Source organism: Legionella dresdenensis, assembly GCF_042649825.1.
GTDB lineage: Bacteria > Pseudomonadota > Gammaproteobacteria > Legionellales > Legionellaceae > Legionella_C > Legionella_C dresdenensis.
Map to the genome: position 1 here is coordinate 129,589 of NZ_JBHSAB010000001.1, position 24,623 is coordinate 154,211.

Consider the following 24,623-nt stretch of genomic DNA (forward strand, 5'->3'; position numbering starts at 1 on the left):
TTTACCTTGTTTGATGGGTGGATCCCCGCCTTCGCGGGGATGACAAGTGGACTACAAACTCGACCTGCCGGAACCTAAAAAACTGGCTAATAAACGCGCTCCACTTTGTCCTGATTTTTCAGGATGAAATTGCACGCCATAAAAATTGCGGTACCTGATACAGGCAGCAAACATTTCACCATGACTGGCGGTTGCAAGCGTATACCGAGCTTCTGCCTGCACAGCATAACTGTGGACAAAATAAAAATTGTCGCCGGTTGTGATCGCGGACAATATGCTTTCCGATGCTGACTCCGTTAGCAATAACGTATTCCATCCCATGTGCGGAACGAAAGGCGCTTGTTGGATTTTTTTAACTTGTAGCGGAATAATGCCCAGACAGTCCGTATTCCCTTCTTCAGAATGAGCGCACAGTAACTGCATGCCCAGACAAATACCAAGAACTGGCTGTCGTAACTCAGGAATTAATACCGTTAACTTTTTTTCAGCAAGCCGCTGCATAGCAAATCCTGCCGCTCCGACACCTGGTAAAATCACTTGGCCGGCATTCATAATTGTATCCCGGTCGTCGGTCACAATGGCTGCGGCGCCCAGGCGCTCGATAGCCATAATTAATGACGTTAAATTCGCACCGCCACTATCAATAATTGCTATATAACTACTCATAATACCCCTTTAGTGCTAGCCAATTCTCTGCCTTCTTCGGTAATTGCCTGCCGCAAAGCTCTGGCAAATCCTTTATATATGCTCTCAACCAGATGATGGTTATTGTCGCCGCTTGCAGAGATATGAATGGCGGCTTTCATATTTTCAGCCAACGTATTGAAAAAATGCTTAACCATTTCCAAGGGCATATCGCCTAATTGCGTCACCGAAAAATCAGCATTAAACACGCAGCATCCCCGGCCGCCAAGATCCAGACTGACTATTGCCTGCGCTTCATCCATGGGAAGTACAAACCCATAACGATTTATACCAAGCTTTTCGCCCAGCATCTGTCTAATTGCCTCTCCCAGAACAATTGCCACGTCTTCTATCGTGTGATGAGCATCAACATGCAAATCCCCCTGTACGGCTATTGCCATGCTTAAACCACTGTGGCGGGCAACCTGCTCCAGCATGTGGTTAAAGAAGTTAATTCCGGTATCGATTTCCGCTTCGCCCAGACAATCCTGACTTATCACCACCATAATTTCGGTTTCTTCCGTTTTACGGAATCGGGTACATTGACGATTAAACTTGTCAGGCAACGTACTCAGCCCCAACGCACTTAACAACACCTTATTTTCTTCTTCAGTACCTATGGTGATACGAAGCGTATCCGGAATGTCCTGCCCACGATTTCGAATAATGATTCCCTGCCGCCTAAGCCTGGCATATAGCTTGTCTGCATCCCTGACTTTAATCAGAATGAAATTTGCTGCACTGGGGTAAACAGCAATTAAATCCGGTAATGCAGAGAGCTTGTCGCTTAATAACTGCCGCTGTTGCCGAATTCTGGCTATTTGTTTTGCTGTATAAGCCAGGCCAACAGGCGACAGGCTTTTTAAAGCAGCATCTATTGCCGGAGTTGGTAATGGATAAGGCGGGATAATTTTTTTAAGCAGAACAATAATTTCCGGAGCAGCAATTACACAACCTATACGTGCGCCTGCAAGGCCATAAGCTTTTGATAAGGTACGCATTACAATCAGGTTTTTACAGGTTGCAAGCAGGGCAACTGCAGACTGGGTTGCGGCAAATTCAATATAGGCTTCATCCACAACCACCAGAGTACTCTCCCCATAAGTACGGCATAATGCTTCGATTTTTTCAAGCGCGATGACATTGCCGGTCGGGTTATTCGGTGAGCATAAAAATATCAGTTTGCAGCCTGTAGCCTTACTTAACGCCTCCCAATCCGGTTCGAACTGCCCAGTAAGCGGTATTTTAGTGACCGATACGCCATTAATGGCAGCAGCGACTTCATAATAGCCAAATGTCGGCGGTGTAATAATAAGGCTGTCGCTGAGCGGACGGCAGAATGTTCGAAGTAATAAATCAATACCTTCATCCATTCCCCGCGTCAGTAATAGTTGCTCAGGGCAAACCTCATAAATCTGGGCGAGACGGTTACGCAGATTCTCTGGTTGCGGTTCTGGATATCGATTCAGCGTCAGCGTATTTTGGCCATAAGCCAAATAAGGGTTTTCATTGGCATCCAGACGAATAGCCTGCTCGCCATTATATTCAGTCCGTGCCGAGCTGTAAGGTTTCAGGGCCAGAATTTCCGGCCGGACAAGCTTATTAATCCACATTACGCATCCCCTTTTCAAGATAAACCCGACGTAATAAAACCGAATTTTTATGACCATCCAGTCCTTCAAGTTCGGCCAGAGTTTCAACGCAGGAAGCAAGTTCCAGTAATCCCTCGGGTTTTGCCTGTTGAAAAGTAATACTTTTCATAAAGCTTTCTACTCCCAGTCCACTGTATGCTCGCGCATAGCCATAGGTAGGCAGGACATGGTTAGCGCCGCTGGCATAATCACCTAATGCCTCAGGGGTCCAGGCGCCAATAAATACCGAACCGGCGTTACTTATTTCTGCGCTTAATAATTCAGCATTCAAAGTATTTATAATCAAATGTTCAGGAGCATACTCATTAGCAAGCTGAATGCAGCCGGCAATATCACGGCAGATAAGTATCCGGCATGATTTCAGCGCGTTAAGCAGGATTGTTTTGCGCGACAGCTGCCTGCTTTGTATATCCAGTTGTAGACTAACCCGTTCTGCCAGTGCCTGTGATGTTGTAACCAACATACACTGGGCCAGCGAATCGTGTTCAGCTTGCGCCAGCAAATCGGCAGCGACAAATTCAGGATTGGCATTCTCATCCGCAATGATCATCACTTCAGAAGGTCCAGCGGGCATATCAAGCGCTGCACCTGCCGGATCACTGGCGACAATTTTTTTCGCCTCAGTGACATATTGGTTACCCGGGCCAAATATCTTGGCTACTCGTTGTATTGACTCGGTACCATAAGCAAGCGCTGCAATAGCTTGTGCACCGCCGACCTTATACACCTCACTAATGCCGCATATCCTGGCTGCAAACAGGATGGCCGGATTTACCTGGCCTGCACTCGGCGGCGTCACGACAACAACCCGCTTGCAACCGGCAATCCGGGCCGGAATTGCCAGCATTAACAACGTCGAAACCAACGGTGCAGTGCCAGCGGGAATATACAATCCCACCGACTCAATAGCGCGAAACTCTTTCCTTAAAATTATGCCATTATTATTAGAAATTACTGGTTGTGGATATTGCGCCTGATGAAAGCGCAGAATGTTGCCGTATGCCTTGCGGATGGCAAGCTGGTATTTTTCGGCTAAATCCTCACTGACACCCCACTCCTGTTCACTGACTTGTAAATCGGTCAGAATAACCTGGTCAAATTGTAAAGTGTATTCTCTTAGCGCCTGATCGCCGCATTGACGAACCGTATTAATAATGCGGTTAACGCCTTCTGTAAGATTTGTATTGCCGTTGCTAAAACGTTCCATTATTTGTTTTTTCATTGCAGGACTACAATCCTGCCAGTCAATTATCTGCATGGCTAAATCACTCAATCATTTTTTCAATCGGCAGCACCAGAATAGAGCTGGCGCCAATGGCCTTTAACTTTTCCATTGTTTCCCAAAAGACGTTTTCATGACTGACAATATGTACGGCCACTTTATCTGCCATACCCTGTAATTCCATAATCGTTGGTGATTCACTACCCGGCAGCATTGCTGATAAAGCAGGCAATTTTTTACGTTCGATGTGGAGCATAAAATACTTGCTTTGCTGCGCATTTAAAGCGCCATTCATTCTCAACAGCAACCGATCAAGTACTGCCTGCTTGTCAGCGGTTAATTTTTTATCATTACTAACCAATACGGCTTCGCTTTCAAAAATCGGCAATAATTCCTGCAAACCATTCTCGCGTAGCGTAGCTCCGCTTGACACTAAATCACAAATCAGATCAGCAATACCGATTTTAGGAGCCAGCTCAACTGAGCCGTGCATTGTTACGATATTGGCTGAAATACCGTTAGCAACAAGAAAATTTTTTAACAACCTCGGATAGGACGTTGCGATTGTTTTGCCTTCAATGCCAGCAAGATTGTTTATTTGCCGGGTATCAGACACTGCCAGACTTAACCGGCATTTGGAAAAGCCAAGCGGCAATAGAATATTAAGGGCTGGCGATTCGTTTTCAGCTAATAAATTTAGCCCTACTATCCCCAGATCGCATACGCCATTCAGCAGTAATCCTGGAATATCGTCGTCTCTGGCAAAAATAAAGCTAATGCCAAACACTTCATCTTGTACAAATAATTGATTTTTATCCGGGCACGCTTTTATTCCGCAGCGTGCTAATAATTCCTGACAACCATTTGCCAGCCGGCCGCTTTTCTGTAACGCTATGGTAAGTTTTTGGGGTGCACTCATTTTTTAATCCTTGACATCTCATAACACTGTAATATCATATTAATACAGTAAAACAATGTCAATGGTTTATTATGAAATCCTTTAATCAGCTGGCAGCTTTTGCAGAGTTACTGGCAAAAACCGGCGGCGAAATTGCTATGGCCGGTTTCCGAAAACCAATAACAATCACTTTAAAAGACAATGGGTCTGCTGTCACAGAAATTGATTTGGCAATTGAATCCGCGCTAAAAGAATTAATAACAACTCATTACCCTGAGCATGGCATTTGGGGTGAGGAATTTGGCAGAACAACCGGCAATGCTGACTATCAATGGGTGATCGATCCTATAGACGGCACTGCAGCATTCAGTTGCGGAAAACCGGGTTTTTGCCTGCTAATCGCCCTGCTCTTTCACAACAAACCTGTGCTGGGTGTGATTTATCAACCGTTTAGCGGTGAACAATGGATTGGTTATCACAGTGAAGCCGCTTATCTGAATCAACAGCGCTGTTACAGCAATCGGTTTGTTAATCCTGAGCGTATCCGATTAAGCTGTACAACACCTGCCATGTTCGCCAGTTCGGAACTCCAGGAAAAATTTAATGCTGTTGCCCGGAAAGCCGCCGTAGTTTCTTATGGTGGAGATGCCTATAGTTACGGACTACTTGCTTCGGGATATATCGATATTATTCTGGAAGCGGATTTACAATATTATGATGTTGCGGCGTTAATTCCGATTGTTGAAGGCGCTGGCGGAGTAATTACAGATTGGGAGGGAAAGGCTATTGAGCCTGAGACGTTTGATGGTCGTTGTATTGCGGCGGCGAATGAGGAATTGTTGGAGATGGTAGTGGAGAGCATGAGAGGTGCTGCATCAACACCGCTTGAGGTTGGGCGGTAAAGCCCAACCTATGCCAATTATGCGGTATGAATCACTTCTGGAACATCAACCAGCGTACGGTCTTTATCCAACTCATTGGCTTTTTTAATAAACTCGGGCATCAGGCCATACATCCAGCTCACAACGGGATCAAATCGGGCGTACAGTTTCGATTCTCTGGCGTATTCCTCATGCGGCAATGAAGTCATCTTTACAATCACCATGATAAGCGAAACAATAAAAACACCACGGACAAAACCAAATACCATTCCCAAGGTTCGATCAGTGCCGCCCATGCCAGAGCGTTTGAGAATAAATCCCAGCATGGCATTAAAAATCCCGCCAATCACAATAACGCTAACCAGAATAATAACAAAGCCCGCGACGCCGCATACTGTTTTGTCCTGGATATACTGGCTAAGCCATGGCTCCAGTGCCTGAGAGTAATTATAAGCCAGCCAAATGCCTGCTCCCCACACAAATAACGCGATCAGCTCCTTGAGGAAACCTCTGACAATACCCGTAATCACAGACAGTGCGATTACGCCGATGATCGCCAAATCAACCCAATACCATTGCATAATTAACTTATCCTTGTTGGTACCACGAACCCTTGAATTTGCATTACGCTAGCGAGCTTTTGTTGCAGCGCTTTCGCTTTTTCCCGTTGAATTTCCTGACCAACCACTACTTTATAGACTGTACCAGTTTTGGTTGTCACCGTATTTACAGCCACTTTAAAGCCCTTGCTTTTTAGTTTATTCACCAGAGCGTTTGCATTGTTGCGCTGCGAAAATGTTGCCAGTTGTACAGCATAGCCATTCTGGGCAACTGGTTTAGCCGCAGGTTTAACGGGTAGCTTAATAGCAACGGGTTTTTCCGGTTTCTGGGCAACCTTAATCGCCGGTTTTGTTTTCTGTAAAGCTAAAACAGGCTGTTCTGCCGGAATAATTTTTAACGGCTCCGGGTTCGCAATCTGCCTGGCCGTTGTTGTATTCATTGGTGTTAATGGCTCAGCTTTGGCAATGACTGAAGGCAATTCTTCCTGAACTTTCTGAATGTTCACATGCGCGACCTTGACCGCTTTAAACATTTTTTCTTCATCAGGCATTGCAACTTTTGGTAATTCAGGTTTTGGCGGCAGCTTGATTGATACCGTCATATGCTCCATCCGTTGACTGGATTTTTTCATAATGACCGGCGCAAAAATCGCTCCAATAGACAAAATAACAGCAAGACCCACCAGACGGTGTTTAATACGTTCATCCATTACCAGTTTCATACTTTTCCCCCTTTAGGCTGGACAATACAGAACCTACCATAATAAAAGACCCGTAAACTATGATTAAATCACCCGGGGCTGCCTGCTGGCAAGCAGCTTGATAGGCTAAAAGCGGATCATTATAACACAATGTTCCCCATACTCCATTAGCCTCTAATGCACAAAGCAGCTGCTCTTTGTTTGCGGCTCGCCTGGATGCCATTAATGCCGGGTACCAACAATCCGCAATTTCTACCATAGGCTTAATGGTTCCGCTGATATCTTTATCCTCAAACGCTGAAAAAACCACATGGATTTTCCGGTCAGGATAATTTTTAGCAACAGTAGCCGCCAGATTGCCGGCTGCCTGCGGATTATGGGCAACATCGAGCAAGGTAGTGCAATGACCTTCAATTATTTGCATCCGACCCTGCAATTGAATATCGGCTATCCCGTCTCTGAAAGCCTGTTCGCTTACCGGCAATCCAGGCTGAAGTAAAATACACGCAACCACGGCTGCTGTTACCGAGTTAGGGTGATATTTCGGTAATGGCAAAGCATAATCTTTATCAGCAAATGTCAACTGTAATTTATCATTGGCAACCTCAAATACATAATCGCCGCCATTAATTAAAAGTTTCGCCTTGATGGCATTAGCATATTCCGTAATGCTTTGAGGAGGATTTCTGTCAGCATAAACACAAGGTTTACTGGTGCGCATTATACCGGCTTTCTCCCGGCCAATCTGCTCCAGCGTATCGCCCAGAAACATCTGGTGGTCATAATCTATAGTGGTAATAATCGCCAAATCACTATTAATAATGTTTGTTGCATCCAGTCGCCCTCCCAGACCGACCTCCAGAATAATGACATCCAGAGGCTGCTGTTTGAAATACCATAACGCAGCCAAAGTAGTTGTTTCAAAATAGGTAAGCGCTACTTCTTCGCGTGCCTGCTCAATAACTTCAAAAGCTTCAATCAGAGCTGCATCGCTGATGGATTGCCGGTTAATGCTAATTCGTTCATTGAAGGCAACAAGATGGGGAGATGTATAACTGGCAATCTGATACCCTGCTGCCATATAAATCGATTCAAGGCTTGCTACTGCCGAACCTTTACCGTTTGTGCCGGCTACAGCAATAACCCATGGTTCCGGGTTAAGCAGATTCAGCCGGCCGGCTACCTGAGCTACGCGCTCCAGCCCGAGCTGTATTTCCTGGCTGTGGCGCGTTTCAAGCTCTTTAAGCCATTGAATCAGGGTTTTACTCAAGCAAAACTCCGATGACTCAGTTTGGCAACCAGTTCAGCAACCGTTTGCCGCAACTTGCTGCGTTCAACAATCATATCAATATGGCCATGCTCTAGCAGAAATTCGCTGCGCTGGAACCCTTCTGGCAGGGTTTGTCTTACTGTCTGTTCAATAACGCGCGGTCCCGCGAAGCCAATCAGGGCATTAGGTTCAGCCAGAATAATGTCGCCAAGGCTGGCAAAACTAGCTGATACGCCTCCCATAGTCGGATCAGTTAATACCACTATAAAAGGCAATCCTGTTTCAGAAAATTTTGCCAGAGCGGCTGATGTCTTCGCCATTTGCATCAACGAGAACAACCCTTCCTGCATCCGCGCACCGCCGCTGGCAGTAAAACAGATATAAGGTCTTTTCTCCTGAGCTGCCAGTTCAACTGCTCTGACAAATTTTTCTCCAACCGTAGCTCCCATGGAGCCGCCCATGAAACTGAATTCAAACGCGCTGACGACAACAGGCTGATGCTGGAGCGTACCTTTTACTACTATTAATGCTTCTTTCTCGCCAGTTGCTTTCTGTGCCTGGGAGATTCGGTCTTTATATTTTTTTGAATCCTTGAATTTCAGACGGTCAACCGGTTCCAGAGCCGCTGCAATCTCTTCCACGCTGTCAGAATCCAGAAACTGGCTTATTCTTTCTCTTGCGTTGACACGATGGTGGTGATTGCAATTGGGACATACAGAAAGATTTTTAACAAGCTCAGAACTATACAGTACTGAGTTGCAGCCCTGACATTTAACCCAAAGCCCTTCCGGTACTTTCTTTTGAGCGGTATCAGTTTTGATAATTGACGGTAATAGTTTCTTTAGCCAACTCATATATTAAATTCCTGACAAAAAACAGAGTATACCCTGAAATTTGTTTTTGGGCTAAATAATCTGTTTTTATGGTATGGAGTGTTGGGCTTTACAGTCCAACCTACGCTTGTTTTAATATTTTTTCTAATTTCGCACACGGATAACTATTTAATTTTAAATGATTATTTATTTTTATTGGAAATTTTCGCAAGAAAGTGCTAGCAAAACCTAAAGTTTATTTTACGGCCTCCGATAACTAGTGTGGGTACGGTAAATTCAACAACAACAATAAAGGATTTGCCGAAAATAACGTAGATCCCACGCAGGGATTCAGTTGAGGAGATTTAATCATGCCTTCAGTGATTAACACCAACGTGATGTCGCTCAATGCTCAACGCAATTTGAACGGTTCACAAAAAGTAATGTTGACCGCGATTCAGCGTCTTTCTTCCGGTCTGCGCATTAACAGTGCGAAAGACGACGCAGCGGGTTTATCAATTTCCGAGCGTATGACTGCGCAGATTCGTGGTATGAACCAGGCTATCCGTAATGCTAATGACGGTATCTCTCTGGCGCAAACTGCTGAAGGTGCGATGCAGGAAACTACTAATATTCTGCAACGTATGCGTGAGTTATCAATCCAATCTGCAAACTCAACCAATAACTCTGGCGACCGTCAGGCCCTCCAGGAAGAGGTTGCTCAGTTGAAGCAAGAGTTGGATCGTATCGCAAACAACACTGAGTTTAACGGTCAGCGCGTTCTGGACGGTTCATTCACCAATGCCAGCTTCCAGGTCGGCGCTAATGCTAACCAAACCATTAACTTCTCTGTTGGTAGCGTAAAATCCTCTGCTATCGGTAATATCGCTCAACAAACCGGTACCGAAGTAGCCGCTGCCGCTGCTGCTGACATTACCATTTCTCTGGGCGGCGCTGCTGCAACAAGCATTAACTCAAGCGCTAACTACACTGGTAACGCTTATCAGGATGCAACTTCTGCCTATGCTAAAGCTGCCGCAATCAATGATGCCGGTATCAGCGGTCTGTCAGTTCAAGCCAGCACTGTAGGTACTCAAACTGTAGGCGCTATCGGTGGTACTGCTGCGGATACTTACAACCTGACAATTAATGGCGTGGCCGTATTCACTAACCAGGACGTTGCAACAGCCTTAACTAACGCTCAGTTGCGTGACGCAATTAACGGTGTTAGCGACCAGACAGGTATAACTGCAAGCTTGAACGGCGGTGACTTGACCTTGACTGCTAATGATGGCCGTAACATCGACATTTCTGAAAGTGGTACTGGCTTCATTGCAGGTACAGACGGTCTGACCGTAACTGGCGGTGACTTTGATGGCGTGTTACGCGGTAACCTGGATATCAGTGCGATTGATACTATAGCAATCGGTGGTACTGTAGCCAACTTGGGTCTGAGCGCTGCAATCGCTAAAGACGCTGTGGGTGTGGACACTATCGACATTAGTACTGCCGCTGGCGCTCAATCTGCAATCCTGCGTCTGGACTCAGCATTAAGCGCTGTTAACTCAAACCGGGCTGCAATGGGTGCTCTGCAAAACCGCTTTGACTCAACCATCTCTAACCTTGCAAACGTAGCAGAAAGCTTATCAGCTGCAAGAAGCCGTATCCAGGATACCGACTTCGCAGCAGAAACAGCTAACCTGACTAAAGCTCAGATTCTGCAACAGGCTGGTACTGCGATGCTTGCTCAAGCTAACAGTGTACCTCAATCAGTTCTCAAACTGTTGGGATAAGATGATAGCGGTAATTTTGGTAACTCTCTCATGCAGGGCAACCTGCATGAGATATTTGCGTATAATTGATAGTTGGAGGTTGTTATGAATATCGACCCTGCCAATATAGTGAATCCACAGCTCGCTAGTACCGCCAGCAATACTGCTAAAGTAGATACGACTGCAAATCTTCCCAGCAAAGATATAGTCGTTCAACTCTCCACCGATCAAAAACAAAAAGTAGAAGAAGAACAACAGCCGCCGCACATTGCGGTTAACCAGCTTTCATTCGAATTAAATAAAGACACGGGTGTTTTACAAACGGTCGTCACAGAAAGTATAGATAATTCCGAGGTTGTTCGTAAAATGCCTACTGATGAATACCTAAAGTTATTATCATTACTTGACGATATAATTGATAATACGATAGATAAACAGGTATAGACATTAATTTTTAGGGAAGGACTTATCGTGGCAAGTTCAATTACAGGTACAGGTTCTCTTGATGTTAAAAGCATTGTTGCTGCTTTAGTCAATGCTGATATTACGCCGGCTAAAAATCGCCTTGACAAGCAAGAAGCCGCTTATACATCTAAGCTATCTGCTGTTGGCCAGATTAAAGCTGCTTTGTCAAAATTACAGTCTGCGATGGCTAAATTATCCGATGTAAACTCATTTTACGGTTTAACCACCAATGTAAGCGATCCGACTGCGCTGATTGCAAGCCCCGATACTGGAGCTACACCAGGCAGCTACCAGCTTGACATTCAGCAATTGGCAAGCAAACAAAGTCTTGCTTCCACTGCGTTTGCCAATTCATCCACAACAGTTGGTTCAGGTACAATCAAAATCGAATTTGGTACTTATGCCGCTGATCTGAGTGGATTTACGGTAAATCCTGACAAAGCTGCCGTAGACATCACGATTGCCCCAGGTCAGGACAGCCTTACCTCTATCCGTGATGCGATTAACAACAGTAACTCTGGTGTTCAGGCCAGTATTGTTAAAGATGATCAGGGATCTAAATTAACAATCACCAGTTCAGCTACTGGTAAATCCTATGCGATGAAAATTTCTGTTACTGATAGTGACGGTAACAATACTGATGGTACAGGCCTTTCCGCCCTCGCCTACGATCCGACAGCAGGTGTTGGTTCGATGGCCGAAACTGTAGCCGCTGCAAACAGCAAGGTTAAAATTAACGGCTTGTTACTGGAACAAAGTAACAATCAATTAAAAGATGCGATTGAAGGTATGACTCTGGATTTGAAAAAAGCCCAGCCAGGTACGACTATTTTTCTCAATGTAACCAATAATACGACTCAAATGAGTGATATGGTTAATGCGTTTGTCAAACAGTATAACGACACCATGACTACGCTTATCAATCTGACCGGTTATAATCCTGACACCAAGCAAGGAGGGATTTTCCAGTCTGATGCCGGCGTGCGCGGGCTTAAAAACAGCCTGAGCCGAATGATTAGCGAACAGGTTAATTCGACTGGCTCAATACGGACTCTGGCCGACGTTGGTATCAAAACCAATGCTCAGGGCTTACTGGATATCGATGCCGCCAAACTAAGTAAGGCGATTGCCGATAATTATGATCAGGTAGGTTCTCTGTTTGCCAAAACAGCGACTGCCAGCGACAGCGGCGTCAACATCAGAAATGTGGGTACCACAGCCAAAGCTGGAACCTATAACCTGGTACTCAGTACGTTTAACCCGGGCGTTGACATAGCTGGTACCATTGGCGGCTACAGCACAACCTCCGCTAACGGTTTAACCCTGACTGGAACAGGCGTATTAAAAGATCTGGCAGTTGATGTGTTTAGCGGTGCGGCAGGCGCTCGCGGAACTATTACCATTCAAGACGGCCTGGCAGTCAAATTTAATGATTTGCTGAATCAGTTTTTAGGTAATGACGGCCTTGTTTCCGAGCGTACCGATCAAATTACTAAAAATCTTAAGGATATTGCTGATAAAAGAACGGCTCTGTCTACCTATAGTGATACATTGACGACCCGTTATACCAAACAGTATTCTGCTCTTGATACTTTGTTGACGCAATTGCAAAGCACAAGCGCTTTTCTGTCGCAGCAATTGGAAAATCTGCCTAAGATAACAACTTCTAAATAGGACGGTGTATTATGAAAAACCCCTATCAACAGGCAGTCAGCCAGTACAAAGCGATTGAGCTCGAGACTCAGGTTGAAAATGCATCGCCTCATCAGTTGGTGAATATGCTATTTCAGGGAGCTCGTACTAATATTGCCGCTGCTCAGGGGTTTATTTCACATCAACGTATCCAGGAAAAATGCGAAAGCATTACCAAAGCAATCAATATCATCGATGGCTTGCGCACCAGCCTTGACCATGAGCAAGGCGGTGAAATTGCGGGCAATCTGGATCGGCTATATGAATACATTCAGGAAATTCTGCTAAAGGCCAACTTGCATAACGATAGCGCACTACTTGATGAAGCCAATGCCCTGATAGCAGAAATTCACCAGGCCTGGCAACAAATACAAGTGTAGTTTCAACCCGACATCCTTGTTGGGTCAAACGACCCATAACCGTCAAGCTAAGCCCCGATTCCTACGTGCCGAGGCTTGTCCGCGGCATCCATTGGATACAAAATCGCACTCTGTATCATGGATACCGCGGACAAGCCGCGGTACGTAGGAAATTAGAATAGTAAATGTACAAAATTCCTTTGATTACAGCTGCATTATTACAAAAAAATAAACATTCTTTCCTTTTATTTTTCAATAACCTTTGCTATTACTTAAAGTAAGAACAAAAATTGTCGTTAGTGTTAACCACCACATAACGAGGTCATCATGAAACGATTAGCAATAATAATGACAATGATGATAGCTATCCTGCAACCAGCCTATGCGGAATCCCGGTTCGGCGAATCCTTATGCCGCCTGTCTGATTATTTCTGCATCAAGATAAAAATGGGTGAAAGCTGGAGCAATTTATTTCCCAACCCTGAGGCACGCGATATCGTCAGACGCATTAACCGCATGAACATCAGACTGAAACCAGGCATGGTTATCGCTATCCCCAAAAACCTCGACCGCTTGACTATTTACGATGTCTCCCCCTTTCCGCGCTATATCGAAGCAGATGGCGAAAAAACCATATATGTCAGCCAAAAAGCCCTCGCCTGGGGCGCTTATGATGAAGACGGCGAACTGTTATGGTGGGGTCCTATTTCCTCTGGCGTGGGAAAATGCAATGTAATGGGCGGCTGTGGAACGCCCTCTGGCGCATTCAGAATTATCCGTAAACAAGATGTTGATTGCATCTCAACCGCTTTTCCAAGGCGTTCTGACGGCAATAACGGCGGCGCAGAAATGCCCTTCTGCATGCACTTCTTCCGCGGTTACGCCTTACATGGCAGCAGCGATGTGCCCGGTTATCGGGCAAGCCATGGCTGTGTACGGATGTTTACTGAAGACGCCCGCTGGTTAAATGAAGAATTTATTGATATTCCCGGCGGCGGTTTGCGAGGAACCAGGGTGATTATTGATGATCCGTAGATTGGGTCGAAAGGACCCAGTCTACTATATCATTACCGGCCGTGCCGCATCATTATTGCAACATAGTAAACGCACCCTGTATTCCATTGGAAGCCAGTACTTCCTTCAAACGGTTAGTGGCATTACGGTCGCCAAAAGGCCCTACTTTGACAATATAACGTTGTTGGTGATTTTCGATAACAACTGACGCAGTAGTCATTTTTGATAATTTTGATTGCAGAAGATTAGCGAGATCCTTTGAGCTGTAAGCTCCGGCCTGAATATAATATTGGGCAACATGCTCTTTTCCATTAACGCTTAGCGCTTCAATTTCAACCGGCGCAGTACCCTGCGGCAAAATACCCAGCTTGGTAGCCGCTGCATAAGATAAATCAATGATACGATCAGAGTGGAATGGACCCCGGTCATTGACTTTCACGACCGCCTCACGGCCATTGTTGAGGTTTTTTATCCGGACATAGCAAGGGATTGGTAACGTTTTATGAGCAGCAGTCATTGCATACATGTCGTAATCATCCCCGCTTGAAGTTCGCTGGCTATGGAATTTTGTTCCATACCAGGAAGCCAGACCCCGCTCTTTATACCCCTTTACTGCCCGCAATACCTGGTACTTTTTACCGTCAACGGCATAAGACTCTGGATTACCATAACGGCTGAAAGGCTCATCAACCGGCTTAACTTTCTGAAAAACAGTCGGCAGCGGTCCTTTAGGCGCGCTATCATGCTCAATGGCGTAACGCCTTTGCCCCTTGTTTGCAGACTGGCTTTTTGCCGGCCGGCCAGATTTTTCATTAACAACAGCGTTATGACATCCACTCACCAATAACAGAGTCATTAATAAGAAAGACCAGCGCATAATTTTCCAATGAATTAGTAATATTTAGCATTACTATAAACTAATTAATAAACTTTATATAGCGTAGGCAAATGACTCTACATTACCGCTGGAGCGTTGTTCAAGCCTGTGTTAACATTGCGATTTTTGTAATCAAGGTATAATAAAAATGAAGTCTTATTGCTTGCCCTGGAAATATGCTCTAATCGGCTCGCTGATCCTGAGCTCGACGCTGCTCAACGCGGAACAACCCACACTGTCATCACTGAATGTTCCAACCCAACCGGTAATCAGTAAACCCTTAATTACTCCGTCCGCTCCGGTATTGAATGCCAAGGCTTATATCCTGATTGATGTTAATAGCGGTAAAATCATTGCTGAAAAAAACAGTGAAGAAAAGCTGCCGCCAGCAAGCCTGACTAAAATGATGACGCTCTATGTTATTTCAAACGCTTTACGCAATGAACAGATTCATCTGACTGATACAGTCCATATCAGCCGTGATGCCTGGCGTACTGGCGGCTCAAGAATGTTTGTCAAGGAAGGTCAGGATGTTGCGGTAGAAGATCTTCTGAAAGGAATTATTGTAGACTCAGGTAACGATGCCTGTGTTGCCATAGCAGAGCATCTGGGCGGCAGTGAGCCAGGTTTCGCTGAAATCATGAACCAACAGGCACAAAATCTGGGCATGGTAAACAGCCATTTTACTGAGAGCACCGGTCTGCCTGATGAGCAGCATTATACAACAGCGAAAGATCTGGCAATACTCGGACGTGCTCTGATTAATGATTTTCCACAGTATTATCATTGGTATAAACAAAAATGGTACACTTACAATGGAATCCGTCAACCGAATCGAAACAGACTATTGTGGCGCAACAGCCAGGTAGACGGCGTTAAAACCGGCCATACCAATGAAGCGGGTTTCTGCCTGGTATCTTCAGCATTACGCGACAACATGCGTTTACTGGCAGTTGTAATGGGCGCCCCCTCTGATTCAATCCGGGCTGATGACAGTGAACGCCTGCTAAACTACGGTTTCCGTTTTTTTGAAACTCACCAACTCTACAAAGCAGGCCAGACTATTAATGAGCCAACCGTTTATAAAGGCGCCAGCAGCAAGGTCAACGCCGGTTTAGTGCAAAATCAGTTCATCACTGTTCCAACCGGTCAATATCAGCATTTAAGTATTGAAGCCAATATGCCGCAAACACTGGAAGCGCCAATAAACAAAGGCGATAAAATTGGTGAAGTTATTGTTAAATTTGACGATAAGGTTCTTGAAACCTATCCGCTCTATGCATTGAATGACGTACCGCGCGGCGGCATATTCACTCGTGCAAAGGATTCCGTACGATTAATGTTTAAACAATGGTTTGGTTAATCCTATGAACGATAAAACAACTTATATGGAATTTCCCTGTAATTTCCCTATTAAAATAATAGGAATAAAAACAGATACGTTTGTCGAAGACATTAGCGCGCTTGTCAGGAAATATTTTCCTGACACATTAAACGAAGCGATTACTTTTAAAGACAGTGATGCTGGTAATTATACCTCAATCACTGCTACAGTATTGGCACATGATCAATTAACGCTGGATGCGCTGTACGGTGAGCTGACCAAGTATCCAGGCATTAAAATGGTGCTATGATGATTGTATTCCGCGATTTGGGTACCGAAGATTACCTTGACGTTTGGGATAAAATGAAACGCTTTACAGCCAATCGCAATGAGGACACTGTTGATGAATGTTGGCTTTTGCAACATCCATCGGTATATACTCAAGGCCAGGCAGGTAAGGCGGAGCATGTCTTAAACCCCAAGGCTATTCCCATAGTACAATCCGATCGCGGTGGGCAAGTTACCTACCATGGCCCGGGTCAGCTGGTTGTCTATACCCTGTTTGATCTTCAACGAAGGAAAATGGGAATCAGGACTCTGGTTACTAAATTGGAGCAACTATTGATCGCTTTGCTGGCTAGTTATCAAATACAAGCAGAAATCCGCTGCGGAGCCCCTGGGGTATATGTTGATAATAAAAAAATTGCTTCTATTGGTTTACGGGTAAAAAACGGATGTACCTATCATGGTATCGCATTAAACGTGGACATGGATTTGTCGCCTTTCAACGGAATTAATCCATGCGGGTTTACCAAACTGGAAATGACCCAGATTAAGCATTATAAATCGGATATTTCCCTCGCTGATGTCAGCGCCAGTCTGGTAAAAGAATTTTCAAAGCAATTTGAAGATTGAGCAGTATGAACTTATTCTCTGATTATATACAGCCGGTCACTTTATGGTTAGAAAGCCACCCCCACTGGGCTTTATTTCTGACTTTTCTGATTGCATTTGCCGAATCGCTTGCCGTGATAGGCAGCATTGTCCCTGGCACAGTCACTATGACCGCAATCGGTATTCTGGCGGGCTCTGGTGTCATGCGCGTTGATTTAACGCTTATAGCAGCCATTTTGGGTGCTGTTGCGGGTGATGGCGGCAGCTATCTGTTAGGCTATGTTTATCGCGAAAAACTTCACGCCATGTGGCCTTTCAGCCGCTATCCAAACTGGTTAATCTATGGCAAAAGTTATTTTGATCGCCATGGCGGCAAAAGTGTTTTAATTGGCCGGTTTGTTGGCCCTTTACGCTCTATTATCCCGGTAATAGCGGGAATGCTGCAAATGAATCACTGGCGTTTTTTTATCGCCAACGTCATATCTGGTATTGGCTGGGCTTGTCTGTATGTCCTGCCAGGCGTACTGATAGGCGCCGCCAGTAATGACCTGTCGCCCGAAAGCGCAACGCGGTTGTTTGTTTTTGTTTTAGTTGCCGTAGGCGCAATCTGGCTGCTGAGTATTTGCCTGAAGATATTATTTATTAAATTAAATCAGTTTTTGCGTGTTCATTTACATGATTTCTGGACCTGGTCAGGTAAACACCCGCATCTTGCGACTATCATTCGAAAATTAACGCCGCCGGGTGAAAATCATCATTACCAGACAACAATGCTTTGCTTATGCTTTATTCTTTCCACGCTTTTTTTCCTCATAATCAGTGGATTAACCCTGCAGCATAGCTGGCTCGCAAAAATTAATGAACCTGTACATCTCTTTTTGCAAAGCCTTCATACCTATTGGCTTGATGTGTTTTTTATCGCTCTTGATGAGGTCAACAGTACGCTTTCGATTATTTCACTCGCTATTCTGATCATCCTGATTGCCATTTATCACAAAGACTCGCGCAGTTTGTCTTATTGGCTAAGTCTGTTGGTATCATGCAGTATTATCGTTTATTTGAGTCATTCCCTGATACAAAACCCTCGCCCAGAAGGATTGATTGAAGTTCGCTCGACCTTTTCTTATCCTGCCATGCGGCTGACTTTTGCCACAGCGCTGTTGTCGCTGTTATTGTTTTATCTTAACCGTTATCACAAATGCCGATATACGCAGTTGTTAAATTTCCTGCTGCCAATAATTCTTATACTTTGCGGCCTGGCTCCCTTGTATCTTGGCGATCACTGGCTGAGCGATGTTATCGGAGCTTATTTTGCCGGCCTGAGTATAGCGCTGGTGCATTGGCTGCTTTATCGCCGTCAGGAAATGCCGTCCAGCTATCAACCGTGTCTTGCTCCGGCATTGCTAGCAATCCTGGTTCTGGCTTCCTCTTTTTCTTTTTGGATGAGATTTGAGCAGTCCTACCGTTCACATCAACCCTTTCTTGCACAATACGTGTTTACCGATCACCGATGGTGGCAGCAGCAAAGGCCTATTTTACCAATCCATCGTACTAACCGTATTGGTAAGAATATCAGTGTATTCAATATACAATATGCAGGTAAATTAAGTGATTTTGAAAATAACCTGTTGGCGCAAGGTTGGCAACCGCGTAATGAGTCATTTTTCAACCTGTTATTAAAACGTTTCAGCGGTAAACCTGACTATAAAAATACGCCGCTTATGGCACAACTCTATTTAAACCGCAAACCGGTATTAATTATGACCTATCAGCCCGCCAATGGCGGACCAGCCCAGATTTTAAGGTTATGGCGCTCCAATTATCATCTCCAGCACTTACGCCAGCCAATCTGGCTTGGCACAATAGCTGAACTTGTTCCAAGCAAACCTCAAAATATCAAATACCGGCTTAACGATAAGGATTTGTTTTTACCGATTAGCTCTGCATTAACGGACTTCAAGCAGCGTACCTTGTTAGTTTATCCGGCAGCATCCAATCAAAGCATTAATTTGTTGCTGATTAAACAGCCTCACGGTGAAAAATAGAGAAAATGGAGTGTTGGGCTGTAAAGCCCAACACTCTTTTAGCAGATACTATACAGCCGTTAACAAAAGCTTATTAACCCTGCTCACAAAATCAGCCGGATTATCAAGCTGACCGCCCTCGGCAAGCACTGCCTGCTCAAACAGCATAGTCACCCATTCATTAAAGCGTGCGTCATCCTGAATGTCATGCAGATGCTTGATTAAAGCATGTTGTGGATTAATTTCAAATATTGGCTTTGATAAAGGCATTTCCTGGCCGGCAGCCTGTAAGATGCGCTGCATTTCAAGTCCCATATCGTTTTCATCCGCAACTATGCAGGCAGGAGAATCAGTCAAACGATGAGTTGTTACAACATCTTTTACTTTATCGCCCAGAACATCTTTAATCTGGCTCAGCATAGGCGTAACTGATTCTTCTTCTTTCTTAGCCTCTTCATCCAGCTGTTCATCGCCAAAGTCAATTTTACCCTTGCTGATTGATTGCAGTTTTTTGCCTTCAAACTCGGACAGGTAACCAACCAGCCATTCGTCAATCCGATCGCTTAACAATAATACTTCTATGCCTTTCTTCTTAAATATTTCAAGATGCGGGCTATTTTTCGCGGCATTATAGCTGGCTGCTGTCACGTAATAAATTTTGTCTTGCCCTTCTTTCATCCGGGAAACGTAATCCGTCAGAGAGACATTTTGTTCTTCAGAATTACTAGAGGTCGTTGAAAAACGCAGTAATTTTGCAATTGCTTCACGGTTGGCAAAGTCTTCTACCGGACCTTCCTTCAGTACTTGGCCAAATTCTTTCCAGAAACCTTTGTACTTTTCAGGATCCTGAGTACTCATCTTTTCAAGCATGCTCAGTACTCGCTTGGTTGAAGCCGCTCGAATTGATTCAACTTGTTTATTATCCTGCAAAATTTCACGGGAGACATTTAGCGGTAAATCACTTGCATCAATAATCCCTTTGACGAAACGCAGGTAACGAGGCAAAAACTGGGTTGCGTCGTCCAAAATAAATACGCGCTTCACATACAGTTTCAAGCCATGCTTTGCTTCATGCTGCCACAGGTCAAAAGGTGCACGGGCAGGAATATATAACAAACTGATATAATCCTGTTTCCCCTCAACATGGTTGTGCGACCAGGCTAATGGCGGTTCATAATCATGAGAAATATGCTGATACAGTGTTTTATAGTCGTCATCGCTGATTTCAGACTTCTGAAGAGTCCATAGCGCTGTCGCTTTGTTGACGGTCTCAAACTCTTCCTGCTTGCTCTCCTCGCCCTCTTGCTGCGCTTTTTTCATTACGATAGGCCAGCAGATGTGATCAGAATATTTGGTAACGATGCTACGGATACGCCAATCACTAAGAAAATCACCGGCATCTTCTTTTAAATGCAGGGTTATTTCAGTGCCTCTGGCATTGCGGGTTTCCGTTGCGATTGTAAATTCGCCATCCCCATTGGACTCCCAGACAATCCCTTCCTCAGGACTTAAGCCAGCACGACGGCTTTTTACAGTCACTTTATCAGCCACAATAAAGGCAGAATAGAAACCGACTCCAAACTGGCCGATCAGATGCGAGTCTTTGGCCGCCTCACCCGTTAAATGGCTTAAAAATTCTTTAGTTCCTGATTTGGCAATGGTGCCCAGATTTTCTACCGCTTCATCCCAACTCATCCCAATTCCATTATCCGTAATGGTAATCGTTTTTAATTTGTCATTGTGAGCGATAGTAATGCGTAAATCAGAATCGTTTTCATAGAGCGCTGAATTGGACAACGCTAAAAACCGCAATTTATCCAGGGCGTCAGACGCGTTTGAGATCAACTCTCGTAAAAAAATTTCTTTATTGCTGTAAAGAGAATGGATAACCAAATGTAGCATTTGCTTGACTTCAGTTTGAAAACCCATTGTTTGCTGCTTATTCGCCATGTAAATCTCCAGTTAGGCAATGGTCTGATAATTACTGTAAAGCGCTATATTGGGATGGAAATTTCAATTTCAAGGGCAATTGATAATGTGTATTGAGTTTTTATCGAGGCCGTGTACCTGGTACCATACCGACCCTTGGCCTATGCATAAAAATAGTGATTGACTCACTGGTTTGAATAACCTCGCCCTGCCCGTCAATGACCTGAACCGCAATTGTATGGCTACCGCGTTTGACATCGTTTAATTGAAATACCGGCGTTGATTGGGGAGCGCCTATTGTTTCACCGTCATATAGCAGTTGCAGTTTGTCATTCGGCTTGAGCTCAGGTTCTATCGCAATCACCACGGGTACATAGCCCTGATTATTGCGAATAGTCGATTCATTAGCCGGTTGGCTGATCATAAGGCTGTTATAGCCCCTGTCATTCTCTTTCCCGGCTGATTCCTCAGCAGGCTGATCCGTTGGGGCGGGCGCAGCGGCCGGCGCATTACTTTGAGCTTGCGGAAGCTCAATTTCCTTGGCGCCGGGATGCGGCCTGTCACTGAAATGAACTACACCGCCGCTATCTGTCCATTGGTATATCTGGCCAAATACCGGCTGACATAAGAACAGCGGTACAGTAAATAATATTACTGCCCGCTTTAATAACAAAGCTGAACTGGCCGCATGCATCTCTGTATCCTTATAAGCTGTAATAAAGTTCAAACTCAATTGGATGAATCAAACTTCTTACTCTGGCGATTTCCTCTTTTTTCAACTTAATAAAACTTGCGATAAAGTCTTTACTGAATACGTCGCCTTGCAGCAGAAAGTCGTGATTATGAGCCAGATGCTCAATAGCCTCATCCAGCGAGCCGCAAACAGTCGGAACATCAACGAGCTCTTCTGGCGGCAGATCATAAAGATCCTTATCAATTGGCTGGCCTGGATGAATTTTTTTCTGGATACCATCCAGCCCCGCCATCATCATTGCAGAAAAGGCAAGGTAAGGATTCGCCATAGGATCAGGGAAGCGTACTTCAATACGTCGTGCTTTGGGGTTTCCGACATGCGGAATGCGGATAGCCGCTGAACGGTTACGGGCAGAATAAGCCAGCAACACTGGCGCTTCAAATCCAGGAACAAGCCGTTTGTAACTGTTAGTAGCAGGATTGGTAAATGCATTCAGCGCACGGGCGTGCTTGATAATACCGCCGATATAATAGATAGCCATCTCAGACAGTCCGGCATATTGCTCGCCACTAAACAGGTTTACACCATCTTTAGCCAGCGATTGATGGCAGTGCATGCCATTGCCATTATCGCCAACCAATGGTTTTGGCATAAATGTCGCTGTTTTACCGTAATTGTGCGCCACGTTATGAATGACATATTTGAGGATCTGCAGCTCATCCGCTTTTTTCAGCAATCCATTAAAACGGGTTGCAACCTCACACTGGTTACCAGTTGCCACTTCATGATGATGCGCTTCAACTGCCATGCCCAGTTCTTCCAGCGTGAGACAGATTGCAGAACGAATATCTTGTGACGAATCGACTGGCGGAACAGGGAAGTAACCGCCCTTAACGCCGGGTCTGTGACCTATATTGCCGCCTTCAAAGGTTTTGCCGGAATTCCAGTGCGCCTCATCAGAATCGATTTTATAAAAGGCGCCATTAATTCCATATTCAAAACGCACATCGTCAAACATGAAAAATTCAGGTTCTGGTCCAAAGTACGCAGTATCAGCAATTCCTGTCGATTTTAAATACGCTTCCGCCCGTTGAGCAATTGAACGAGGATCGCGGTCATAACCCAGCATGGTTTGCGGATCAACAACATTACAACGAACAATCAGTGTCGGATCCTGATAGAATGGATCGAGTAATATGCTGTCAAAATCAGGTACCAGAGCAAGATCGGATTGATGTATTTTTTGCCAGCCCTGGATGGAAGAACCATCTATCATTTTGCCATTTTCAATAAAATCATCATCGATCGCAGAAACCGGAAGTGTAATATGTTGTTCTTTTCCTTTGGTATCAGTAAAGCGAAGATCAATAAATTTTGCACCATGTTTATTTATTGAATCCGTTATCGCTTTTTTGCTCATTTTAAATCTCCAAAATTATAATTTTGCCCAGTTTAACTCAAGTGACTTATTAAACCCAATAGATTAAACTACTTTATCTGGTTAAATTATTTAAAGATTTTATGGGTGCTTACCACTATCAGGCCTTAACAAAATCCGGCAGCAACAGCAAAGGTGTGATTGAGGCAGATACTGAGCGTCATGCCCGGCAGTTATTGCGTGATCAAGGGTTAATTCCTGTAAATATTCATCTGGTCAACAGACGGCAAACCCGCGTTAAGGACAAGTTATCAGCCCAGGATCTCTCACTCATGACCCGACAGTTGGCAACTCTGCTTGCCGCAGCAATTCCAGTGGAGGAATCATTGCGCGGCGTCAGCGAGCAAACTGAAAGGGATAAAGTACGGGAACTGATCATAGGCGTGCGTGCCAAGGTACTGGAGGGCTATTCGCTTGCCCAGGCTATGGGAGAATTTCCCAATGCGTTTCCAGAGTTATATCGAGCAACGGTTGGCGCTGGTGAGCAGACGGGCCGTCTGGATATGGTGCTGGAAAAACTGGCTGATTATACGGAAAATCAACAGGCGACCCGTCAGAAAGTGCAACAGGCGCTGATATATCCATCATTGATGATTATTGTGTCGACAGCCATTATCAGTTTTCTGCTGGCATTTGTCGTGCCCAAAATCATTGAAGTATTTACCAGCAGCGGACAATCGCTGCCTGAAATGACTAAAGTACTGATAACAATCAGTTCTTTTATTAAATCATATGGATTATATTTTCTCATCCTGCTGATAGCCGCTTTAATCGGATTTAAGAAGAGCCTGAGCAATATCCGTATAAGGTACGGCTGGCATAAAATTTTGCTTAAATTGCCAGTCATCTCTTATCTGGTAAAATCCACTAATGTCGCCCGTTATATTCATACTTTTGGTATTCTGTTTGCAGCCGGCGTCAGTGTTCTGGAAACAATGCGGGTATCAGCGAGCCTGATTAATAATCTGGTTATGCGTGAAGCCTTTGATTTGGCTGCTGTGCGGGTCAGAGAAGGCGTCAACATCAGCACCGCATTAAAGGAAACCGGATATTTAAGTCCAATGTCGGTTCATTTAATCGCCAGCGGAGAAAAAAGCGGCCAGGTTGCCGCTATGATGGAGCGGGCAGCTGATCATATGGATAATGAGGTAAAACGTCTGGTTGATACTGCCCTGACACTGCTGGAACCTCTGGTTATTCTATTTATGGGTGCGGTAGTATTATTTATTGTGCTGGCCACCTTATTGCCTATATTCTCTATGGAGCAATTGGTTAGTTAGGTTTTGTTGGCCGGGCACCAACCTGTTTGTCATTCCCGCGAAGGCGGGAATCTATTCATCAATTTGGCATTGTGCTTAAATTAGGGATGGATCCCCGCCTTCGCGGGGATGACTGCTTTGTTGAGTAAATCATTTGGGATAGTTGAGTGTATGTAAAATAATTAAACTGATTATTTGTCGC

The 24,623-nt window shown here is 44.8% G+C and carries 23 protein-coding genes; 11 read left to right on the plus strand and 12 right to left on the minus strand.

The genetic code is table 11. The annotated features are described in order from the left end of the window. Positions 1-51: 51 nt before the first annotated feature. The 4 genes from hisH to hisG are packed head-to-tail and all read right to left on the minus strand — an operon-like array spanning position 52 to position 4,477. Entirely contained in the window at positions 52-666 is a 615-nt protein-coding gene (gene hisH, locus ACFORL_RS00615) for an imidazole glycerol phosphate synthase subunit HisH (protein ID WP_382340077.1), read from the minus strand. Further along, entirely contained in the window at positions 663-2,297 is a 1,635-nt protein-coding gene (gene hisC / locus ACFORL_RS00620; protein WP_382340079.1) for a histidinol-phosphate transaminase, read from the minus strand. The genes hisH and hisC overlap by 4 nt, the downstream gene beginning before the upstream one ends. After that, the gene (hisD, locus tag ACFORL_RS00625) at positions 2,287-3,558 is read right to left on the minus strand and encodes a histidinol dehydrogenase (protein WP_382340081.1); all 1,272 of its coding nucleotides are present in this window, start codon (positions 3,556-3,558) and stop codon (positions 2,287-2,289) included. The genes hisC and hisD overlap by 11 nt, the downstream gene beginning before the upstream one ends. A 43-nt stretch (positions 3,559-3,601) precedes the next feature. After that, complete coding sequence (gene hisG, locus ACFORL_RS00630) at positions 3,602-4,477, minus strand: ATP phosphoribosyltransferase (protein ID WP_382340083.1); 876 nt, start codon at positions 4,475-4,477, stop codon at positions 3,602-3,604. Between the two features lie 71 nt (positions 4,478-4,548). Between hisG and ACFORL_RS00635 the strand changes: the two genes are divergently transcribed. Then, positions 4,549-5,358: an inositol monophosphatase family protein gene (locus ACFORL_RS00635; RefSeq protein WP_382340085.1), complete on the plus strand. Its 810-nt coding sequence runs from the start codon at positions 4,549-4,551 to the stop codon at positions 5,356-5,358. A gap of 17 nt (positions 5,359-5,375) precedes the next feature. Here ACFORL_RS00635 and ACFORL_RS00640 read toward each other — a convergent pair whose 3' ends face one another. From ACFORL_RS00640 to accD, 4 genes are read right to left on the minus strand one after another with little or no spacing between them, the layout of a single operon-like run. Beyond that, entirely contained in the window at positions 5,376-5,918 is a 543-nt protein-coding gene (locus tag ACFORL_RS00640; protein ID WP_382340087.1) for a CvpA family protein, read from the minus strand. A gap of 2 nt (positions 5,919-5,920) precedes the next feature. Beyond that, positions 5,921-6,619: an SPOR domain-containing protein gene (locus tag ACFORL_RS00645; protein WP_382340089.1), complete on the minus strand. Its 699-nt coding sequence runs from the start codon at positions 6,617-6,619 to the stop codon at positions 5,921-5,923. Continuing rightward, positions 6,600-7,868 carry a bifunctional tetrahydrofolate synthase/dihydrofolate synthase gene (folC, locus tag ACFORL_RS00650; protein ID WP_382340091.1) on the minus strand — a complete coding sequence of 423 codons (1,269 nt, stop codon included), beginning with the start codon at positions 7,866-7,868 and terminating at the stop codon, positions 6,600-6,602. The genes ACFORL_RS00645 and folC overlap by 20 nt, the downstream gene beginning before the upstream one ends. Further along, positions 7,865-8,722: an acetyl-CoA carboxylase, carboxyltransferase subunit beta gene (gene accD / locus ACFORL_RS00655; protein WP_382340092.1), complete on the minus strand. Its 858-nt coding sequence runs from the start codon at positions 8,720-8,722 to the stop codon at positions 7,865-7,867. The genes folC and accD overlap by 4 nt, the downstream gene beginning before the upstream one ends. 329 nt (positions 8,723-9,051) lie before the next feature. Here accD and ACFORL_RS00660 point away from each other — a divergent pair, with 329 nt between their 5' ends. The 5 genes from ACFORL_RS00660 to ACFORL_RS00680 all read left to right on the plus strand — a co-directional run bounded on the left by ACFORL_RS00660 (position 9,052) and on the right by ACFORL_RS00680 (position 14,003). Beyond that, positions 9,052-10,473, plus strand: a complete 1,422-nt coding sequence (locus ACFORL_RS00660; protein ID WP_382340094.1) for a flagellin N-terminal helical domain-containing protein — start codon at positions 9,052-9,054, stop codon at positions 10,471-10,473. Between the two features lie 84 nt (positions 10,474-10,557). Next, positions 10,558-10,896, plus strand: coding sequence for a hypothetical protein (locus ACFORL_RS00665; protein ID WP_382340096.1), 339 nt, complete (start codon positions 10,558-10,560; stop codon positions 10,894-10,896). Between the two features lie 27 nt (positions 10,897-10,923). After that, the gene (gene fliD / locus ACFORL_RS00670; protein ID WP_382340098.1) at positions 10,924-12,591 is read left to right on the plus strand and encodes a flagellar filament capping protein FliD; all 1,668 of its coding nucleotides are present in this window, start codon (positions 10,924-10,926) and stop codon (positions 12,589-12,591) included. Between the two features lie 11 nt (positions 12,592-12,602). Further along, positions 12,603-12,989, plus strand: a complete 387-nt coding sequence (gene fliS / locus ACFORL_RS00675; protein WP_382340100.1) for a flagellar export chaperone FliS — start codon at positions 12,603-12,605, stop codon at positions 12,987-12,989. Positions 12,990-13,295: 306 nt separating this feature from the next. After that, positions 13,296-14,003: a L,D-transpeptidase gene (locus tag ACFORL_RS00680; protein WP_382340101.1), complete on the plus strand. Its 708-nt coding sequence runs from the start codon at positions 13,296-13,298 to the stop codon at positions 14,001-14,003. 52 nt (positions 14,004-14,055) lie between these two features. Here ACFORL_RS00680 and ACFORL_RS00685 read toward each other — a convergent pair whose 3' ends face one another. Then, complete coding sequence (locus ACFORL_RS00685; protein ID WP_382340103.1) at positions 14,056-14,859, minus strand: septal ring lytic transglycosylase RlpA family protein; 804 nt, start codon at positions 14,857-14,859, stop codon at positions 14,056-14,058. A 148-nt stretch (positions 14,860-15,007) separates the two neighbouring features. On the opposite strand from ACFORL_RS00685, the gene ACFORL_RS00690 reads away from it, so the two are divergent. From ACFORL_RS00690 to ACFORL_RS00705, 4 genes are read left to right on the plus strand one after another with little or no spacing between them, the layout of a single operon-like run. Continuing rightward, on the plus strand, positions 15,008-16,222 hold the full coding sequence (locus ACFORL_RS00690) for a D-alanyl-D-alanine carboxypeptidase family protein (protein WP_382340105.1): 1,215 nt from the start codon (positions 15,008-15,010) through the stop codon (positions 16,220-16,222). 4 nt (positions 16,223-16,226) lie between these two features. Next, entirely contained in the window at positions 16,227-16,493 is a 267-nt protein-coding gene (locus ACFORL_RS00695; RefSeq protein ID WP_382340106.1) for a YbeD family protein, read from the plus strand. A 2-nt stretch (positions 16,494-16,495) separates the two neighbouring features. Beyond that, positions 16,496-17,098, plus strand: coding sequence for a lipoyl(octanoyl) transferase LipB (gene lipB / locus ACFORL_RS00700; RefSeq protein WP_382340838.1), 603 nt, complete (start codon positions 16,496-16,498; stop codon positions 17,096-17,098). 5 nt (positions 17,099-17,103) lie between these two features. After that, entirely contained in the window at positions 17,104-19,122 is a 2,019-nt protein-coding gene (locus ACFORL_RS00705) for a VTT domain-containing protein (protein WP_382340108.1), read from the plus strand. A 48-nt stretch (positions 19,123-19,170) separates the two neighbouring features. Here ACFORL_RS00705 and htpG read toward each other — a convergent pair whose 3' ends face one another. The 3 genes from htpG to glnA all read right to left on the minus strand — a co-directional run bounded on the left by htpG (position 19,171) and on the right by glnA (position 23,144). After that, entirely contained in the window at positions 19,171-21,051 is a 1,881-nt protein-coding gene (gene htpG / locus ACFORL_RS00710) for a molecular chaperone HtpG (RefSeq protein WP_382340110.1), read from the minus strand. Between the two features lie 100 nt (positions 21,052-21,151). Further along, complete coding sequence (locus ACFORL_RS00715) at positions 21,152-21,724, minus strand: DUF4124 domain-containing protein (RefSeq protein WP_382340112.1); 573 nt, start codon at positions 21,722-21,724, stop codon at positions 21,152-21,154. Positions 21,725-21,734: 10 nt separating this feature from the next. Next, on the minus strand, positions 21,735-23,144 hold the full coding sequence (gene glnA / locus ACFORL_RS00720) for a type I glutamate--ammonia ligase (protein WP_382340114.1): 1,410 nt from the start codon (positions 23,142-23,144) through the stop codon (positions 21,735-21,737). Between the two features lie 101 nt (positions 23,145-23,245). On the opposite strand from glnA, the gene lspF reads away from it, so the two are divergent. Continuing rightward, complete coding sequence (lspF, locus tag ACFORL_RS00725; RefSeq protein WP_382340115.1) at positions 23,246-24,442, plus strand: GspF family T2SS innner membrane protein variant LspF; 1,197 nt, start codon at positions 23,246-23,248, stop codon at positions 24,440-24,442. Positions 24,443-24,623: the final 181 nt, after the last annotated feature.